This window comes from Kitasatospora sp. NPDC001664 (assembly GCF_053596675.1).
This window is the reverse complement of sequence record NZ_JBSFGS010000026.1, coordinates 49,895-67,174: the sequence shown is the minus strand read 5'-3', so window position 1 is coordinate 67,174 and position 17,280 is coordinate 49,895. Positions and strand designations below refer to the sequence as shown.

The following is a 17,280-nucleotide window of genomic DNA, read 5'->3' as shown; positions in this document are numbered from 1 at the left end:
CGGCAAAGCACCGGGCCGCCGGTCCGTCCCCGAGGGGAGGACCGGCGGCCCGGTGCGGACCGGCCGTGGTGGCGGGTCAGGCCTTGTTCTGCTGGCCGCTCGGCTCGGCGGCCTTGGTGATGACGGTCGGCTCGACCGCCTGGCGGGGCTGCTCGGTGGCGGTGCTCTGCGCCGTGCCGTCCGCCGGGGCGGCCGGGGTGCCGGCGGCCTGGGCGTCGTCCTCGCGCAGGGCCTTGGTCTCGGCCTTCAGGATGCGCATCGACTTGCCGAGGCCGCGCGCCATCTCGGGCAGCTTCTTCGAACCGAAAAGCAGGATGACCACAGCCAGCACCACGAGAAGGTGCCAGGGCTCCAGACCGTTGCGCAGCATCCCTGACCACCGGTCCCTTCGGATTACTCGCTGTTTCATGGGTCGGGCGAACTTGCCCCACCTCGGCCAGTATGCATGGCCCGCCCGGCCGACGTATACAGCGGTCCTGAAACATCGGGCGAAAACCAGGTGTTCACGTGAGCGTTGCCCATCCAGTGGTCTAGACCAGCTCCGGCTGCCCGGCCGAGGACTCGGCGGCCTCCTCCGCCGGGGCGGGAACGGGCAGGTCACCCAGCATGCGGTGGGCCAGGAAGGCCCCGAGCAGCATGGTGACCAGGCCCACCGCGGCGGCCAGGTGCATGCCGTCGGCGAAGGCGTCCCGGGCGGCCGTGAGCAGCTGCCCGCCGAGCTCGCCCGGCAGCTGCGCCGCCACCGTGACCGCCCCGCCCAGGGTGTCCTGGGCCACCGCCGCGAGCTCGGCCGGCAGGCCGTTCGGCAGGCCGCCGTCCAGTCGGGCGGAGTAGACCGCCGCGCCGGCCGCGCCGAGCAGCGCGATCCCCAGCGAGGCGCCCAGCTCGGTGGCGGTCTCCGAGACCGCCGAGGCGGCGCCGGCCTGCTCGGGCGGTGCGGCCGAGACCACCAGCTCGGCGGTGAGCATCATCGCGGCCACCGTCCCGGCGGCCAGCACCCCGGCCGCCACCAGGATCAGCGCCAGCGGGGAGTCGGGACGGACCTGCGTCATCAGGGCGAACCCGGCGGCGGCGATCACCAGACCACCCGTCAGTCGCACTCCCGGCCGGACCTTCCCGGCCAGCGCCCCGGAGGCCCCGGCGGTGACGAAGACCCCGACGCTGGGCAGCAGTGCCCACAGCGATGCGGTCAACGGGGCCATGCCGCGCACCAGTTGGAGGTACTGCGAGGTGTAGAGGGTGAAGCCCATCATGGCCAGCATGGTGAGGGTGTTGACCACCACCGCGCCGGAGAAGGTGCGGTTGCGGAACAGCGCCGGGTCGACCAGCGGCGTGGCCGCCGTCCGCAGCCGCCGCACCAGCGCCCCGCCGAGCAGCACCCCGGCGGCCAGGGCCGCGGCGGCCCCGGTGCTCCAGCCGTCCACCGCGAAGTGCTTGATCCCGTAGACGGTGGGCAGCACGGAGGCGACCGCGAGCAGTGCGCCGGCCAGGTCGAAGCGGCCGGGCTGCGGGCTGCGGTACTCGGGCAGCAGGAACGGGGCGGTGAGCAGCACCAGTGCCATCACCGGGAGGGCGGGCAGGAAGACGGCGCTCCAGGTGAAGTGCTCCAGCAGCAGCCCGCCGACGACCGGCCCCAGGGTGGCCCCGGCCATGGTCGCGGCGCCCCACGCGCCCATCGCGGCCGTGCGCTGCTTGGGGTCGTGGAACATGTTGCGGATCAGCGCCAGGGTCGAGGGCATCAGCGTCGCCCCGGTCACCCCGAGCAGGGCGCGGGCCGCGATCAGCTGCCCGGCGCCGTCCGCGGTGGCGGCCAGCAGGGAGGCGGCGGCGAAGCCGAGCGCCCCGGCCATCAGCAGGCGGCGGCGGCCGATCCGGTCGCCCAGCGCGCCCATCGGGATGAGCAGCCCGGCCAGCAGGAACGAGTAGATGTCCATGATCCAGAGCTGCTCGGTGGCGCTGGGCCGCAGCTCGGTGCTGATGAAGGGGACGGCGAAGAACAGGATCCCCATGTCCGTGGCGATCACGAGGGTCGGCAGGAGCAGGACGGCGAGGCCCGTCCATTCGCGGCGGCCGGCGAGGCCGTGGGTTGTGGTCACGAGAAGAACCGTACGGGCGTGTCAGACGAATGTCTAGTACGGATGTGCAAGACATCCGTCTCGCCCGCGGCGTACGCTTCCGGGCATGGGAAATCGTGAGGACCTGCTCGACGGCGCCAAGCGCTGCCTGTCAGAGAAGGGCTACAGCCGCACCACCGCGCGGGACATCGCCACGGCGGCGGGCGTCAGCCTGGCCGCGATCGGCTACCACTTCGGTTCGAAGGAGGCGCTGCTCAACCAGGCGATGATGGAGGCCATCGGCGGCTGGGGCGAAGCCGTCGACGCGGCCACGGCCGGCGCCGGGGGCACGCCGCGGGAGCGGTTCGTCGCCGTCTGGGACGGGATCCGGTCGACGATGGTCGAGTACCACGGGCTCTGGGCGGCGCAGTTCGAGGTGATCGCGCGGATGGACGACCTGCCCGACATCCGGGAGCAGTTCGCCAAGGTCCAGCGGCTGGCCCGGCTGGAGATCGCCCACATGGTCAGCGGCGAACGGGCCCCCGAGGACGAGGACGAGGTGCTCCTCGGCGCCTTCTACCAGGCCCTCCTCGCCGGCACCGTCACCCAGTGGCTCGTCGACCCGGCCCAGTCCCTGACGGGCGAACAGATGCTGCAGGCCCTCGAACTCGCATCGGCCCGCGTCCTGGACTGATCCCGCTGGCGCCCGGTTGCAGCGACCCGGGGGCGCGAGGAACTGCGCGAGTGCGGAAGGCGGCCCAGCGCCAGATCGGGGCACGTCGGCCAGTTGCACGTGCTGCCGTTCCCCTACGCGCAGTTCCCCGCGCCCCCGGCATCACCACCTACGTCCCTCGTGCCCCCGCTGGAGCAGCCCGGCGTGCACCCTGGCGGACCCTCGCCGAAGGTGGGTGGCATGGCGACGTATCAGAAGTTCATCGGCGGGTTCGAGGTCAACCGGGGCCTGCTGGCCACCGGGGTGGTGCTGACCGGGGTGGGTGCGCTGGTCGGCCTCGCGGGTACCGCGATGGTCGGGGCGGCGCTGCTCTCGGCCGGCCGCGGCTGGGTCCGACAGCTGGAGACCCCGCCGGGCGAGATGGCCCAGCGCACCTTCCAGCACGCCCGGGCGGCCTCGATGGCCGGCTGGGACGCCTGGCGTGCGGAGCACCCGCAGCACCCGGGGCAGCACAACTGACGGACAGAACACGAGGATTGGGCAGCGGGCCGATGGGGGAGCGGCCCGCTGCCGCACGTCCGGCGGCGGATCGTGGGGGATGCCGCCGGGCGTGGTCGGGGGGCCTACAGGCCGAGCGACTTGGCGACGATGGTCCGCATGACCTCGCTGGTGCCGCCGTAGATCCGGAAGACCCGGTTGTCGGTGTAGAGCCGGGCGATCGGGTACTCCAGGATGTAGCCGTAACCGCCGTGCAGCTGCAGGCACTTGTCGATCACCTGGGAGGCCGACTCGGTGCAGAACAGCTTGGTCGCGGCGGCGTCCGCCACCGTCAGCTGCCCGTTCTGGTAGAGCTCCAGCGCCCGGTCCACCATGGACTCCTGGGCCAGCACCTGCGCCTGACAGTCCGCCAGGCTGAACTTGGTGTTCTGGAACTCGGCCACCGCCTGGCCGAACACCTTGCGGTCCTTGACGTAACTCACCGCGAAGCGGACCGCCGCCGCCGAGGAGGCGTACGCGCCGACCGCGATGGCCAGCCGCTCCTGGACCAGGTTGTGGGTCAGGTAGGCGAAGGCCTTGCCCTCCTCGCCGAGCAGGTCGCCCACCGGCACCTTCACGTCGGTGAAGGAGAGTTCGGCGGTGTCGGAGGTGCGCAGGCCGATCTTCTTCAGCTTGCGGCCGACGGCGTAGCCCTCCGAGGTGGTGTCCACGCAGAGGATGGAGAGCCCGGCCCGGCGGTCGGCCGGGTCGTACGGGCTGGTGCGGCAGATGACCAGCACCAGGTCGGCGAGCACGCCGCCGGTGATGAAGGTCTTGGCGCCGTTCAGGACGTAGTGGGTGCCGTCCTCGGAGAGCCTGGCGGTGGTGGCGATGCCCGCGAGGTCGGAGCCGGCGCCCGGCTCGGTCATCGCGATGGCGGTCATGATGTCGCCGGAGACGAAGCCCGGCAGCCAGCGCTGCTTCTGCTCCTCGGTGGCGTACTCCAGCAGGTAGGGCAGCACCAGGCCGGTGTGCACGCCCGAGGAGCCGAAGGTGACGCCGGCCCGGGCGCACTCCTCGCTGACCACGGCCTGGTACTTGAAGCCGGTCTGGCCCGCGCCGCCGTACTCCTCCGGGACCTCGATGCCGTAGACGCCGAGCGCGCCGAGCTTGCGGTAGAAGTCGCGGGGCGGGTGGCCCTCGTTCTCCCAGCTCTCGTAGACCGGCACGACCTCCTTGGCGATGAAGTCCCGGATGGTCTCCCGGAAGGCCTCGTGGTCCTCGTCGAACACGGTGCGGCGCACGGCGGCGCTCCCTTCGTGGCGGCCCGGAGGCGGCTCTGATCGCGGCTCAAGTTAATCGGCGGTAGCTTCCGGTGTCCAGCACTTCCTGATCCCGTCCGTCCCGTGTTCGGGCTCCGGACGGACCGTCAAGTGAATCGTTGCTACCCTGGCCGGGCGGTTTCGCGGAGTGCTCGGGTGCGGTCGGCAGGGGGCGATGGTGGCGACGAGGCGGCCGCCGGGGCGGAAGGCGCAGATCCTGGGCGTCGCGGGGGAGCGGTTCCACCGGGACGGGTACCACCGGGTCTCGATGGCGGAGCTGGCGGGGGAGCTGGGCATCACCGCCCCCGCGCTCTACCGGCACGTGCCGGGCAAGCCCGAGCTGCTCCGCCAGGTCCTGGACTCCCACCTCCGCGCCCTCCGCGAGGCCGTCCGAGCGGGCTCCTCCACGCCGAACGAGGCCGACGGACCCGACGGGCCCAGCGAGGCGAGCGAGCCGGCCGGGCCGTCCGCCCTGGCCGCCGCCCTGGCCCCGGCCGCGATCGACCACCGGGCACTGGGCACGCTCTGGCAGCGGGACGCCCGGCTGCTGGCCCCGGCCCAACGGGCTCTGCTGCGTCGCGAGTTGCGCGCCGAGGTGGCGGCCATGGCCACCGCACTCCGCCTCTCGCGGCCCGAACTGACGCTCCCGGACGCCGAGTTGCTCTGCTGGTCGGCGCTCTCCGCGCTCGGCGGGCTGTCGAACCACAGCTTCGTGCTGCCCCGGCGGCGCTTCGAGCGCCTGCTCGGCGAGCTGACCACCGCGGTGCTGTCGACGCCGCTGCCGTCGTCGCCGTCCGGGCCGTGCTCCGTCGCGGCGGACGGCCCGCCGCCCCCGGGCTCCCGCCGGGAGGAGTTGCTGACCGCCGCCGTCGTGCTGTTCCACCGGTACGGCTTCGACAACGTGACCACGGACCGGCTCGGCGCGGCCGTCGGCATCGCCGGGCCGAGCGTCTACAAGCACTTCGGCACCAAGGCCGAACTGCTGGCCGCGGCCCTGGAGCGCTGCCGGGAGCGGCTGCGGCAGGAGGTGTCGGCGCCGATGGTGGCGGCGGGCGGCCCGGCGGCGGCGCTCGCGGCCGGGCTCGGGGCGTACGTGGACTTCGCACGCCGGCACGGCGACCACCTGGGCGCGATGGTCAGCGAGACGGAGCGGCTGGCCGCGGCGGACCGGCGGGCGGCAGTCGCCTTCCGCCGCGAGTTCCTGCGCACGTGGGTGGAGTTGCTCCGGCGGGTCCGGCCGCAGTACGGCCCGGCCGAGGCCCGGATCAGGGTGCACGCGATGTTCGCACTGGTCAACGACGGGGTGCGGGGCGGCTGGGCCAGGCCCGACCTGACGCAGTGTCTGACCGATCTCGCCGCGGCCGTGTCGGGCCTGACCGCCCTGGACATGGAGCAGGGGCGGGCCCGGCCGGGCCCGCCCCTGCGGGGTCACCACGACGAGGTGGGTCAGTACAGCACGAACGGGTAGTACACCGAGTGCGTGAACGCGCCGTTGCCCTGGATCACGCCGATGCCGCCGGAGTTGCCGGCCACCCCGGCGCTGTTGTTCTGGTTCGCCGCGCCGGAGCCGGTCGCGGCCTGCTGGGTCGCGTTCCCGTTGCCGTTGACGCTGCCGACGATGTTGCCCGAGCCGGTGTTGCTCACCACGCTGCTGTTGGAGCCGTACGCGGCGCCGGCGCCGTTGTCCGCGTGGGCGGTGCCGGCTCCGAGGAGCAGAATGGCGCCGAGGGCGGTGACGGTGGCGGCTGCGCGAATTCGGGACACGGTGGTCTCCCTGCTAACTGGTGCGAATGTGGCGCGTTCGGGGTGGCCGCCCCGTAACGTGCCGGTGCCTGACGTCGCGTGACCAGCATTCCCCAGTCGGCCGATTGACTTCAATGGCCGCCGTGCCGGTTCGCCCGAACGAGTAACGGGCGCGTCACGGACGCGGGGGGCGGCAAATGTCGAAGGGGGTCACTCCGGTTGATTTCCCCCCTCCTGACCTGCGGTTCCGCCGCCGACTCGGCGGCGAACTCGGGGGCAGGTAACGGTAAAGCGAAAAACCTGGTAGGTGGATTGTCCGACTGGCAGACTTGGGCCTCATGTCGGAAGACCTTGAGCCCGGTCGGCAGCCGGAACGGAATCTGCGCACGACCGAGGTGGACCTGGGGGGACTGGTCGGGGTCCTGGCCACCCATCTCTACTCCACCCCATTGGTGGCCCTTCGCGAACTCGTCCAGAACGCCCATGATTCGCACACCCGCAGGAGTTTGGAGGCGCCGGGCAGCACCGTCGGCGCGGTGATCCGGGTGGGGGCCGATCCGGCCCGGCGGACGATCCGGATCGAGGACTCCGGGGCGGGTCTGACCGAACCGGAGATCCACGCCTACCTCGCCACCGTGGGCAGTGGATACACCAGACTGCTAAGGGAATTGACGGGTAGTCAGGAACTGATCGGCGCATTCGGCCTCGGCTTCCTCTCGGCCTTCTCGATCGCCGACGAGGTCACCGTCACCACCACCTCGCACCGCGAGCCCGGTGTCGGCCACCGCTACTCCAGCAGGGGCGGTGAGCAGTACGCCGTCGAGCCGGTGGGGCCGCGGGCCGCCCCGGGCACCCTGGTGGAGCTGCTGCTCAAGCCCGAACACGCCGCCCTGGCCGACGAGTACACCCTGCGCGAGGTGCTCACCCGGTACTGCGTGCTGCTGCCGGTCCCCGTCCTGGTCGGCGACGACCCGAACCCGGTGAACGACCTCCCGGTCCCCTGGCGACCGGAACGGCCCCTGCCCGACGGGGAGTCGGAGACGGCCCGGCTGCACTTCGCGGCCGGCTTCGGCCGCCGCTTCCCGCCGCTCGCCACCCTGCCGGTCACCCCGGTGGACGGCGCCGGTGACGCCGTCGGCCTGCTCTGGGTGCAGGACGGCGGCAGCTACGGCTCCACCGACAACCGCGAACTCGCGGTCTACCTGCGCGGCATGCTGCTGACCGAGGACGCCCGGGACCTGCTGCCCAGCTGGGCGGGCTTCATCGGCGGCGTGATCGAGTCCGACCTGCTCACCCCGACCGCCAGCCGGGAGGACCTGCAGCGCGACGGGCACTACCGCGCGCTCCAGCAGGTGCTCGCCGACGCCATCGTGGACGGCCTGTACGAGACCGCCCGGCTCCACCCCGCCGTCTGGCGGCGGATCCTGACCCGGCACGGCCAGGAGCTGCTCGGCGCCGCGCTCTGCGACGAGCGCCTCTTCACCCTGCTCGCCGACGACGTGCCCGTGCCCACCTCCCAGGGCGAACTGACCGCCGGTGCGATGCGGGCCGCCGGGGACGGTGCGGTGCACGTGGCGCTCGGCTCCGAGGGCGGCTTCGAGGAGATGCTCTACCGGGCCATGCAGGTGCCGATCGCCCGGGGCGACCGGTACGCGGTGCTGCCCTTCCTGCGTCGCTACGCCCGCCAGCGCGAGTGCCGGCTGGTCGAGCTGGGCGGTGAGAGCGGCAATCGCGAGCTCTTCCGCGATCCCGAACGGCCTTTGGCGGCCGAGGAGTTCGGCTGGCTGGCGGCAGCCCTGACGGATCCCGGCGAGCAGTTGGTCCCGGCCCGGTTCGACCCGCCGGGGCTGCCCCTGGTGCTGGTGCCGGACCGCGAGGCGGAGCTGAAGGCGCGGCTGGAGGGCGAGCAGGCCGAGAGCCGCATCCCCTCCGCCGCGCTCCGGCTGGCCCGGGCCTTCACCGGCCGCACCGACGGCGGTGTCCGGGCCCGGCTCTACCTCAACCTCTCCGCCCCGTCCGTCCGTCAGCTGCTGACCGCCTACCGCGCCGGGCACACCGGCAGCGCCACGGCGGCCGGGCTGCTCCGCTCGCTCAAGGTCATCATGGCGGCGGCCTCCGGCTCGTCCGCCGGCGACCTCACCGCCGCGCTCGGCGGCATCGGCACGGCAGTGGCGGCACTCACCGCCGAGGTGCTGCCCGCCGAGGTGCTGCCCGCCGCGGTGCCGCCCGCCGCGGTCGCCGATGTCCCGGCCACCGATGCCCCGGTCGAGGGGGAGGACGCATGACCACCGACATCTGGGCCTGGGTGCACGACAGCCACGCCCGGCTGGTGGAGGCCGGTCACCACCGGCTGGCCACCGCGCTGGCGGAGATCGCCGGCCACGCCGTCGAGGGCCGCAACGAGCAGCTGGACGCGGTCTTCCCGGAGGCGCTGGCCTCGGCCCGGGCGCTCGGTCTGCCCTGGGTGGAGGTCTTCCTGCGGCACTGGCGGCTGCAGAACCTGCTGAACAAGCGTCACCAGGGCGAGGCCGCCCTGGCCGAGGCGGTCTCCCTGCTGGAGTTCGCCCACCGCCCGGAGACCGAGGGGTGCCCGCAGGCGGTCTGCGCCGTCCAGGACTTCACCATCTGCCACGCCAACATCGACGGCCCCGGCTACGTGCCCGAGCGGCTGGCGGTGCTGGAGGAGGCGCTCGCGCGGGTGGAGCCGGCCCGGGCCTGCTTCGACTGCCTCTCCCGGGAGTACGCCGACACCCTGGAGGACGGCGGCCGCCCGGAGGAGGCGCTGGCCCACCTGGACCGGGCCCAGGCCCGCATCCTGGCGGCGGGCGAGCAGGTCTCGCTGGCCTTCGGGCACGGCCGCGCCTCCGCACTGCACCGCCTCGGCCGCCACCAGGAGGCCCTGGAGGCCTACCGGCTGGCCGAGTTGGCGCAGGTGGCGGCCCGCCGCCGACTGGACGAGGACGACCGCCGCAAGCTGGCGGTGGGCCGGGCGCTGGAGTTCGCGGCGCTCGGCCGCCGCGAGGAGGCGCTGGGCCAGCTCCCGGACGTGGAGGAGGCGGAGGCCTACGCCGACATCCGGCTGCGCTGGGCGACGGCGGTCGAGCTGCTGGCCGGTGCCGGGGCCTACCCGAACGACACCGAGCTGGGCGTCCGGCTGGCCCACTGGGTCGGCTACCTGGACGCGGCCGGTTCGCACCGCCCCTGCCTGGACCTGCTGCTGGTCGCCGGGCGGCTGGCCGTGGCCCGCGGCGCCCGGGAGGTGGCCCGGACCCTGGCGGCCACCGGCGGGCGCAAGCTCGCCCACCTGCGCAGCCCGGCCGGGGTGTCCCGGCAGCTGGCCGCCCTGCGGACCGCCGCCGACGCCCTGCCGCCCGCCGAACTCCCGGTGCCGGTGCGCGAGGTGAAGCGCTGGATGGCCGAGCACCCGGGCGAGGTGCCCCCCGAGCGGGCCGCCGACCTGCTGGCGGCCGCCCACGCCGCCGACCCGCGGGGCGGCCACCTGCCCGCCCTGGCCGGGGCGCTCGGCGCGCTCGGCCACGCCCGGGCGGCCGCCGCGCTGCTCTGGGAGCAGCTCGAGCTGGCCCCGCAGGACACCCTGTCGGCCCGTCAGCTGGCGGCCGCCCTGATCGAGGCGGAGGACGGCGAGGGGGTGCGGAGGCTGGCCGACCGGCTGGCCGCCGACAGCCCGGCCGAGGCGCAGTGGGTCCGGGCCCGCTGGGCCGCGGCCGAGGGCCGCTGGGCCGAGGCGGCCGAACGCTGCGCCGCCGTGCTGGCCGAGGACCCGTCCCGCCCGGCCCCGCGCCGCCTCGGCGCGGCCGCCGCCACCCGGCTGGGCGACTACCCCGCCGCTCAGCGGCTCTACCAGGAGCTGCTGGCCCTGCCGGAGGACACCCAGGACCCGCACCCCGAAGTCTGGCCCGCCGACCTCTGGCACCTGGTCACGGTCGCCACCGTCAACCGGGACTGGGCGGTGGTCCGGGCAGCCGGGGCCCAGCTGGGCCTGGAGTTCGAACGGGACGAGGGCCCGGTGGACGAGGACTGGCAGCTGGTCACCGTCCGGGCCCCGCGCAGCGACGGGACCCTGGCCGACCTGCCCGCCGTGCGGACCGGCCCGGCCACCGCGCGCATCCTGCCGGTGCTCGGCGAGGACCTGACGCTCAACCACAACGACGTGGTGGTCTTCGGGCCGGCCGTGCGCAACCCCGGGCCGGACGCGGGCGGCACCGCCTGGCGGCCCGCCTTCGACCTGCTCGCCCTCCTCGACCCGGCGGGCTACACCACCTGGTGGGTGGACGGCGCCTGGCCCGGCGCCACCGCCTGGGCCGGGCTGCGGGAGGCACTGGCGGCGGCCGGCTACGGGCTCTGGGCCCACAGCGGGGACGGCTACCTGATCACCGATCCGGACACCCCGGGCGGCAGCCTGCGCGGCGTCTACGCGGCGGTCGGCGTACCACCCCTGGCCACCGCCGCCGAGGCGGACGCGGTGCTCACCACCCTGACGGCCGGCTGGCGACACCCGCTCAGCTGGCCCGAACTGGCCCTCGCCGCGGGCGCCGACCCGGGCCCCCACCTGGACACCGCCCGCCGCTACGGCCTCTGACTCGCCGTCACCCCGGGGCCCGTCCCGCCGTCGCGGCGGGCCCCGGGGTGGGGTCGAGGAACACCCGGGCCACGGCCGGGAGTTCGGCCCGGACGGCCCGCTCGGCGGCGTCGCAGGCCTGCTCGACCTGGGCGGCGGTGGCCAGGTCGTGGAAGTCCACCTTGGCCGCCACCAGCACCTCCTGCGGTCCGTGCACGATGGTGACCAGCTCCAGCACCGCCTCCACGTGCGGCTGGCGGCGCAGCGTCTCCTCGATCCGGTCCTCCAGCGGCTGCGGCAGCGCCCGGCCGATCAGCAGCGAGGAGTTGTCCCGGGCCAGCACGTACGCGACCCAGGCCAGCAGCAGCCCGATCAGCAGCGAGGCCGTCCCGTCCCAGACCGGCGAGCCGGTCAGCTGGGCGCCGAGCAGCCCGCCGAAGGCGAGCAGCAGTCCGGCCAGCGCGGCCGAGTCCTCCAGGAAGACCGCCTTCACCGCCGTGTCCGGCGTGTGCCGCAGGTAGGTGACGAGCCCGGTCCCGAACCTCCGCCCCTCGCCGCGCACCTGACGGTACGCCCGGCGCAGCGAGATCCCCTCCAGCACGAAGGCGACCGCGAGCACCGCGTACGAGAGCGTCGGGCTGCCCAGCTCCTCGCCGTACCGCAGGGTGTGGATCCCGTCGTGGACGGAGAAGACCGCGCCGCCGACGAAGGTGGCGAAGGAGGCGAGCAGCGCCCAGAGGTAGCGCTCGCGCCCGTACCCGAAGGGGTGGGTGTCGTCGGCGGGGCGGGAGCCGCGCTTGATCGAGGCGAACAGCAGCAGCTCGGTGACGGTGTCGGCGAAGGAGTGCGCGGCCTCGGAGAGCATCGCGCTCGATCCGCTCAGCACCCCGGCCACCGCCTTGGCGACGGCGATCCCGAGGTTGCACAGCCCCGCCACGATCACCGTGCCCAGGCTCTCCTGCTCCTCGGGCTCCTCCGGTTCGGTGCTCATGGGCGGTCATTTTGCCCGCTATGCCCGGTGTAGGCGGCAGCTCAAGGGCTGTACTTGGCGAATGCTTTACCATTTCATTGCCAAGGTCCTACTCTCCCGAACCTGCCCGAGGAGTCCCTGACCGTGACCAGCCTTGCCCTGGGCCCCTCCTGGCTCGACCCCGACCACCTGATCTCGACCTTCGGTCTGATCGGCATCCTGGTGATCGTCTTCGCCGAGTCGGGCCTGCTGATCGGCTTCTTCCTCCCGGGGGACTCGCTGCTCTTCACCGCCGGCCTCCTGGTGGCCGACGGCACCTACCTCCAGCAGCCGCTCTGGCTGGTCTGCACCCTGATCGTGGTCGCGGCGGTGGTCGGCGACCAGGTCGGCTACCTCTTCGGCCGCAAGGTCGGACCGAGCCTGTTCCGGCGACCGGACTCCAAGCTGTTCAAGCAGGAGAACGTGGAGAAGGCCGCCGCCTTCTTCGAGCGGCACGGCCCCAAGGCGATCGTGCTGGCCCGCTTCGTCCCCATCGTGCGGACCTTCACCCCGATCGTGGCCGGCGTCGGGCGGATGGACTACCGCACCTTCGTGGTCTACAACGTGCTCGGCGGCGTCCTGTGGGGCGCGGGCGTCACCGTCCTCGGCTACTTCCTCGGCCAGGTCCCGTTCGTCCGCGAGAACATCGAGGCCATGCTGGTCGGCATCGTCCTGCTCTCCGTCCTCCCCATCGCGGTCGAACTCCTCCGCGCCCGCCGCAAGCCCCGGCAGCCCGTGGCCTGACCGCCCGTCACCCCCACAGCCCGGGTACGACGCACGGTGCTCACCCGTCGTACCCGCACGGCCCCCGGCCTTCTCCTGCCGGGGGCCGTTGTGCGTCCCGCGTCGCCCCCGCGTTCATCCGGACCCCTCCCCTCCGCCCCTCCGATCAGGCACGATGGCCCTCCCACCCGCCGGAGGCGCCGTGCCCCGGTCCCGCGACCGGGCGCCACCCCCTCCGCCTCCGTTCCCCGCCGGAGGCGTTGTGCATCCGCGCAGCTCATCAGGCATGGTGGGAGCGACGATCACCATGCGGGACGGGGCGAGGAGAGGCAGTGCCGAAGCGGGGCCGGGGACGACCGGGCGGGGCCAAGAAGGTCAGGGGCGGCCGCCCGCCGCGCCCCGTGCCCAAGCAGCAGCCCACTCCGAGGGACGCCCCGCCCACCGAGGGCCTGCTCGGCCCGGCCGCCCCGCCGGTCGAGCAGCCGCACGTCATCCCGCTGGCGCCCAGGCCGCAGCAGACCGAGGGCCTGCTCTCCCCGGCCGAGTCCACCGGGGAGGTCCCGCTGCCGGGGCACGGCTCCGACGACACCCTCACGCCCGAGGTCTGGCGCACCGCGGCGATGGAACAGACCGTCGAGATCAACGTCCAGACGCTCCGTCAGGGCGCCCCCGGTCAGGCCCCCTGGCCGGACCGGATGCGCACCCTGCTCAAGACCCCGATGGCCGAGCGCCCCAAGTACGAGCGGACCCAGCCCGAGCAGAAGCCCGAGGCCGCCGCCGTCCGCAAGAACGTCCCCCGCGTCCTCGACCTCACCCTCCGGATCGGCGAGCTGCTGCTCGCCAGCGGCGAGGCCGCCGAGGACGTCGAGGCGGCCATGCTCGGCATCGCGCACGCCTTCGGCCTGGACCACTGCGAGCCGCAGGTCACCTTCACCCTGATCGGCATCTCCCACCAGCCCTCGCTGGTCGAACCGCCGGTCACCGCCGACCGGGTGGTGCGCCGCCGCACCTCCGACTACACCCGGCTGGCTGCCGTCTACCGCCTGGTCTCGGACATCACCGCCGAGCGCCTCACCGTCAACGACGCCTACCGCCGCCTCGCCGAGATCCGCCGCAACCGGCACCCGTACCCGGCCTGGCTGCTCTCGCTGGCCACCGGCCTGCTGGCCGGCGCGGCCACCTTCCTGGTCGGCGGCAAGCTGGACGCCAAGGGCTGGCTGGTCTTCGCCAACGGCTTCGTGGCCGCGATCCTGGGCGACAAGCTGGCCTCGGCGATCGCCCGGCGCGGGCTGCCGGAGTTCTACCAGTTCGTCATCGCGGCGATGCCGGCCGCGGTCTCCGGCATCATCCTCTCGCTCAACCACCTGGGCCTGCGGGGTTCGGTGGTGATCACCGGCGGCCTGTTCGCGCTGCTGCCCGGCCGGGCCCTGGTGGCCGCGGTGCAGGACGGCCTGACCGGCTTCTACATCACCGCCGCGGCCCGGCTGCTGGAAGTGCTCTACCTGGTCGCGGGCATCGTGATCGGCGTGATGCTGGTGCTCTACACCGGCTCCAAGTTCGACCCCAACCTCAACCCCAGCGAGAGCCTGATCGGGATCAGCGACCCGCCGATCCAGCTGGGCGCCGCGATGGTGCTCACCCTGGCCTTCGCGATGCTGCTCCAGACCAGCCGCGGAAACCTTCTTCCGGTGGTGTTCAACAGCGGCATCGGCTGGTCCACCTACGGCGTGCTGGCCTACAACGCCGGCGCCTCCCCGATCGTCGCCACCGGCGTGGCGGCCGGGGTGGTCGGCCTGTTCGGCCAGCTGATGGCCCGTTACAACGCGACCTCCTCGCTGCCGTTCGTCACCGCCGCGATCGGCCCGCTGATGCCCGGTTCGGCGATCTACCTCGGCATGCTCGCCTTCACCCAGAACAACCCGGTCGGCGGTGTGGTCCAGGTCGGCCGGGCCGCCACCCTGGCCCTGGCGCTCGCGGTCGGGGTGAACCTCGGTGGCGAGGTCGCGCGTCTGACCATGAAGACGCCCAGCACCCTGGGCGGACCGGGCGGTGTGCTGCGCGGCCCCGGCACGGCGGGCGAGCGCCTGGCCCCGTACCTGCTGGTGCCCCGTCGGGCCGCCAAACGCACCCGGGGCTTCTGACCTACCGTCAGGGGGACCGGGGTACGGCGAAGCAGAGGACGAAGAGGTACGGCCCGTGATCGAAGACCTGTTGGACGGCTACCGGACGCACATCGTGGCCGCCCACAAACAGCCGCTGTTCCTGCTGCTGGTGGGCTTCATCTCGTCCTTCGTCTTCATCCGCTTCAGCGTCCGGATGATCCGGGCCAAGGTGCGCTGGTGGCCGGGCAACATCACGCCCGGCGGCCTGCACATCCACCACATGGTCTTCGGCCTGGGCTTCCTGCTGCTGGGCGGCATCGGGGTCTTCGCCACCAGCGGCGGGCACCCGTGGATCGACTGGTTCGGCCTCTGCTTCGGGATCGGCTGCGGGCTGGTGCTGGACGAGTTCGCGCTGATCCTGCACCTGGACGACGTCTACTGGAGCGAGCAGGGCCGCAAGTCGGTGGACGCGGTGATCATCGGCATCCTGGTCACCGGGCTGCTGCTGATCGGCTACGTCCCGCTCGGGGTCGTTCCCGGTGAGGACACCCGGTGGGGGCTGGTCGCGGTGATCTCCCTCAACTCCCTGGCCTCGATCGTCACCCTCTTCAAGGGGAAGATGTGGACCGGCCTGCTCGGCATCATGGTGCCCGGCATCTCCTGGGTGGGCGCCGTCCGGCTGGCCCGCCCCAGCAGCCCCTGGGCACGCTGGCGCTACGAGCGCCGTCCGCGCCGCAGGGCGCGCGCCCTCCGGCGTGAACGGCGGCTGCACGCCCGGGCGGACCGCGCCCGCACCTGGCTGTTCGACCTGATCGCGGGCGCCCCCGACAAGGTCCCCGCCAACCACCCGGCCGCCCACCGCGTCGCCGAACGGATGGCGGCCTCCGCCACCGCCCACCTCGACGCGCACGCCGCCCGCTCCCTGGCCCGCCGCCACGCCCGCCTCGCCGACCGCAGCCCCACCCCCCGCGCCACCGCCCCCGACCGCCGCACCCCCGCCGCCCGCCGCCGCCGCACCGTCCACGCCGGCCGCCCCCGCCCCTACGCCCGCCGCTGACCGGCCGCGTCACCCCTCCGGGGCAAAGACCTGAGCGTCCGTCAATCGCCGCTGACGCCGCCCGGCGCCCGCCCGGCGGCTGGTGACCGCCCCTCCGCCACCCGCCCCTCCACCAGGCCCGCCGCGGGCGGCCCCGCTCTGGTCGCCCGGGCGACAATCCGACATCTCACCCGGATGGCAGTGTGGGGATGGCCCTGAGTTGTCGTCAGGTCTGAGACTATGACCGACAGTGACTGATTTGTCACCTGATGGGATAGTTGGCTGATCGTCAGACGGCGTAGGAGGGCACCCCCGTGACCCGAAGAATCCTCCCCACCCTCCTCCTCACCCTCGCCGGCCTGCTCGGCCTCCTCCCCGCCGCCGTGGCCGCCCCCGACCCCTACCCGTCCACCGAGGACATCGCCGCCGCCCAGGCCGACGAGGCCTCCGCCCAGGCGGACACCACCGCCATCGAGGCCAGCCTCACCGCCGCCCAGAAGGACCTGGACCGGGCCGGCCGCGAGGCCGAACAGGCCGTCGAGGCCTACAACGGAGCCCAGGCCCACCTCAAGCGCGCCCGCGCCGAGGCCGCCACCCGCGCCGACCAGGCCGCCGCCGCCGAAGCGGCCCGCGCCGAGGCCGCCGACACCGCCGCCGCCCTGGCCGCCGAGACCTACCGCCAGGGCGGCGCCGGCCCCCAACTCTCGGCCATCGACGCCCTGCTGGGCGCCCACGGCCCGGCCGCCGCAGGCCGCCAGGCCGCCGCCGTCGGCGTGATCGGCTCCACCACCAAGGCCATCCTGGACGCCGCCACCTCCACCGCCGCCGAGGCCTCCCGCACCGCCGAGGCCGCCCGGGCCGCCGAGGAGGACGCGGCCCGCGCCGCCGAGGCCGTCCGCCTCGCCAAGGAGGTGGCCCAGACCCGGCTGGCCGCCCAGCAGACCCAGGTAACCGAGATCACCGCCCGCCGCGAACAGCTCCTCACCGCCCTGGCCGCCGCCCGCAGCACCACCCTCGAACTCGAGCGCCAGCGCCGCGAGGCCCTGGAAGCCATCGCCGCCCAACAGGCCGCGGAGGCCGCCCGCGCAGCCGAGGAGGCCGCCGCCCGCGAAGCGGCCGCCGCCGCTGCCGCCGCGGCCGCGACCACCCACTCCTCCGACGGCTACGCGGCGGCCGAAACCCCGTGGTCCGCCGGTGGCGCGGCCGCCGCCATCGCCTTCGCCCGCTCCAAGATCGGCCTGCCCTACATCTGGGGTGGCGAGGGCCCGGCCGGCTACGACTGCTCGGGCCTGACCATGATGGCCTGGCGCCGCGGCGGCAAGTCCCTCACCCACTTCGCCGCCGACCAGTACGCCGAGTCCACCCCGGTCTCGTACGCCCAACTCCGCCCCGGCGACCTGGTCTTCTGGACCGACACCGGCCGCGCCCGCGACATCCACCACGTCGCGATCTACATCGGCGACGACCAGATGATCGAGGCCCCCCGCCCCGGCACCGCCATCAAGCAGGCCAGCCTCTGGATCATGGGCCGCCCCGACTTCTACGGCCGCCCCTGACAGCCG

The 17,280-nt window shown here is 73.9% G+C and carries 14 protein-coding genes; 9 read left to right on the top strand and 5 right to left on the bottom strand.

Features of this window, described 5'->3' with window-relative positions; translation table 11 throughout:
* Positions 1 to 76: 76 nt before the first annotated feature.
* Together tatA and ACWCYY_RS30750 are read right to left on the bottom strand one after the other, a co-directional pair.
* Positions 77 to 370 (bottom strand): Sec-independent protein translocase subunit TatA, encoded by a 294-nt coding sequence (tatA, locus tag ACWCYY_RS30755; protein WP_449797878.1) that lies wholly within the window; start codon positions 368 to 370, stop codon positions 77 to 79.
* 160 nt (positions 371 to 530) lie between these two features.
* A complete protein-coding gene (locus ACWCYY_RS30750; RefSeq protein ID WP_449797877.1) occupies positions 531 to 2,096 on the bottom strand; it encodes an MFS transporter in 1,566 nt (521 codons plus the stop codon).
* A gap of 85 nt (positions 2,097 to 2,181) precedes the next feature.
* Here ACWCYY_RS30750 and ACWCYY_RS30745 point away from each other — a divergent pair, with 85 nt between their 5' ends.
* Positions 2,182 to 2,748 carry a TetR/AcrR family transcriptional regulator gene (locus ACWCYY_RS30745; protein WP_449797876.1) on the top strand — a complete coding sequence of 189 codons (567 nt, stop codon included), beginning with the start codon at positions 2,182 to 2,184 and terminating at the stop codon, positions 2,746 to 2,748.
* A gap of 219 nt (positions 2,749 to 2,967) precedes the next feature.
* Positions 2,968 to 3,246 carry a hypothetical protein gene (locus ACWCYY_RS30740; RefSeq protein ID WP_345290979.1) on the top strand — a complete coding sequence of 93 codons (279 nt, stop codon included), beginning with the start codon at positions 2,968 to 2,970 and terminating at the stop codon, positions 3,244 to 3,246.
* A gap of 104 nt (positions 3,247 to 3,350) precedes the next feature.
* On the opposite strand, the gene ACWCYY_RS30735 is transcribed toward ACWCYY_RS30740, so the two are convergent.
* Positions 3,351 to 4,508, bottom strand: coding sequence for an acyl-CoA dehydrogenase family protein (locus tag ACWCYY_RS30735; protein WP_345290978.1), 1,158 nt, complete (start codon positions 4,506 to 4,508; stop codon positions 3,351 to 3,353).
* Positions 4,509 to 4,701: 193 nt separating this feature from the next.
* Between ACWCYY_RS30735 and ACWCYY_RS30730 the strand changes: the two genes are divergently transcribed.
* Entirely contained in the window at positions 4,702 to 5,994 is a 1,293-nt protein-coding gene (locus ACWCYY_RS30730; protein ID WP_449797875.1) for a TetR/AcrR family transcriptional regulator, read from the top strand.
* On the opposite strand, the gene ACWCYY_RS30725 is transcribed toward ACWCYY_RS30730, so the two are convergent.
* A complete protein-coding gene (locus tag ACWCYY_RS30725; protein WP_345290976.1) occupies positions 5,973 to 6,290 on the bottom strand; it encodes a hypothetical protein in 318 nt (105 codons plus the stop codon). The genes ACWCYY_RS30730 and ACWCYY_RS30725 overlap by 22 nt on opposite strands.
* A gap of 317 nt (positions 6,291 to 6,607) precedes the next feature.
* Here ACWCYY_RS30725 and ACWCYY_RS30720 point away from each other — a divergent pair, with 317 nt between their 5' ends.
* Together ACWCYY_RS30720 and ACWCYY_RS30715 are read left to right on the top strand one after the other, a co-directional pair.
* A complete protein-coding gene (locus ACWCYY_RS30720) occupies positions 6,608 to 8,554 on the top strand; it encodes an ATP-binding protein (protein WP_449797874.1) in 1,947 nt (648 codons plus the stop codon).
* On the top strand, positions 8,551 to 10,869 hold the full coding sequence (locus tag ACWCYY_RS30715; protein WP_345290974.1) for a hypothetical protein: 2,319 nt from the start codon (positions 8,551 to 8,553) through the stop codon (positions 10,867 to 10,869). Before ACWCYY_RS30720 ends, ACWCYY_RS30715 begins: the two co-directional genes overlap by 4 nt.
* 7 nt (positions 10,870 to 10,876) lie before the next feature.
* Here the strand turns inward: ACWCYY_RS30715 and ACWCYY_RS30710 are convergent, their stop codons facing one another.
* Positions 10,877 to 11,839 carry a cation diffusion facilitator family transporter gene (locus ACWCYY_RS30710; RefSeq protein WP_345290973.1) on the bottom strand — a complete coding sequence of 321 codons (963 nt, stop codon included), beginning with the start codon at positions 11,837 to 11,839 and terminating at the stop codon, positions 10,877 to 10,879.
* A 123-nt stretch (positions 11,840 to 11,962) separates the two neighbouring features.
* Between ACWCYY_RS30710 and ACWCYY_RS30705 the strand changes: the two genes are divergently transcribed.
* The 4 genes from ACWCYY_RS30705 (at position 11,963) to ACWCYY_RS30690 (ending at position 17,274) form a co-directional block, all read left to right on the top strand.
* On the top strand, positions 11,963 to 12,601 hold the full coding sequence (locus ACWCYY_RS30705; protein WP_449797873.1) for a DedA family protein: 639 nt from the start codon (positions 11,963 to 11,965) through the stop codon (positions 12,599 to 12,601).
* A gap of 311 nt (positions 12,602 to 12,912) precedes the next feature.
* On the top strand, positions 12,913 to 14,721 hold the full coding sequence (locus ACWCYY_RS30700; RefSeq protein ID WP_449797872.1) for a threonine/serine exporter family protein: 1,809 nt from the start codon (positions 12,913 to 12,915) through the stop codon (positions 14,719 to 14,721).
* 55 nt (positions 14,722 to 14,776) lie between these two features.
* Positions 14,777 to 15,739 (top strand): hypothetical protein, encoded by a 963-nt coding sequence (locus ACWCYY_RS30695; protein WP_345290970.1) that lies wholly within the window; start codon positions 14,777 to 14,779, stop codon positions 15,737 to 15,739.
* Between the two features lie 293 nt (positions 15,740 to 16,032).
* Positions 16,033 to 17,274, top strand: a complete 1,242-nt coding sequence (locus ACWCYY_RS30690) for a C40 family peptidase (RefSeq protein WP_449797871.1) — start codon at positions 16,033 to 16,035, stop codon at positions 17,272 to 17,274.
* Positions 17,275 to 17,280 lie beyond the last annotated feature (6 nt).

Excerpts from the sequence above, each read along its gene's own strand:
- tatA (WP_449797878.1), bottom strand. The coding sequence starts at position 370 with ATGCTGCGCAACGGTCTGGAGCCCTGGCACCTTCTCGTGGTGCTGGCT.
- ACWCYY_RS30730 (WP_449797875.1), top strand. The coding sequence starts at position 4,702 with ATGGTGGCGACGAGGCGGCCGCCGGGGCGGAAGGCGCAGATCCTGGGC.
- ACWCYY_RS30715 (WP_345290974.1), top strand. The coding sequence starts at position 8,551 with ATGACCACCGACATCTGGGCCTGGGTGCACGACAGCCACGCCCGGCTG.
- ACWCYY_RS30740 (WP_345290979.1), top strand. The coding sequence starts at position 2,968 with ATGGCGACGTATCAGAAGTTCATCGGCGGGTTCGAGGTCAACCGGGGC.
- ACWCYY_RS30710 (WP_345290973.1), bottom strand. The coding sequence starts at position 11,839 with ATGAGCACCGAACCGGAGGAGCCCGAGGAGCAGGAGAGCCTGGGCACG.
- ACWCYY_RS30720 (WP_449797874.1), top strand. The coding sequence starts at position 6,608 with ATGTCGGAAGACCTTGAGCCCGGTCGGCAGCCGGAACGGAATCTGCGC.
- ACWCYY_RS30745 (WP_449797876.1), top strand. The coding sequence starts at position 2,182 with ATGGGAAATCGTGAGGACCTGCTCGACGGCGCCAAGCGCTGCCTGTCA.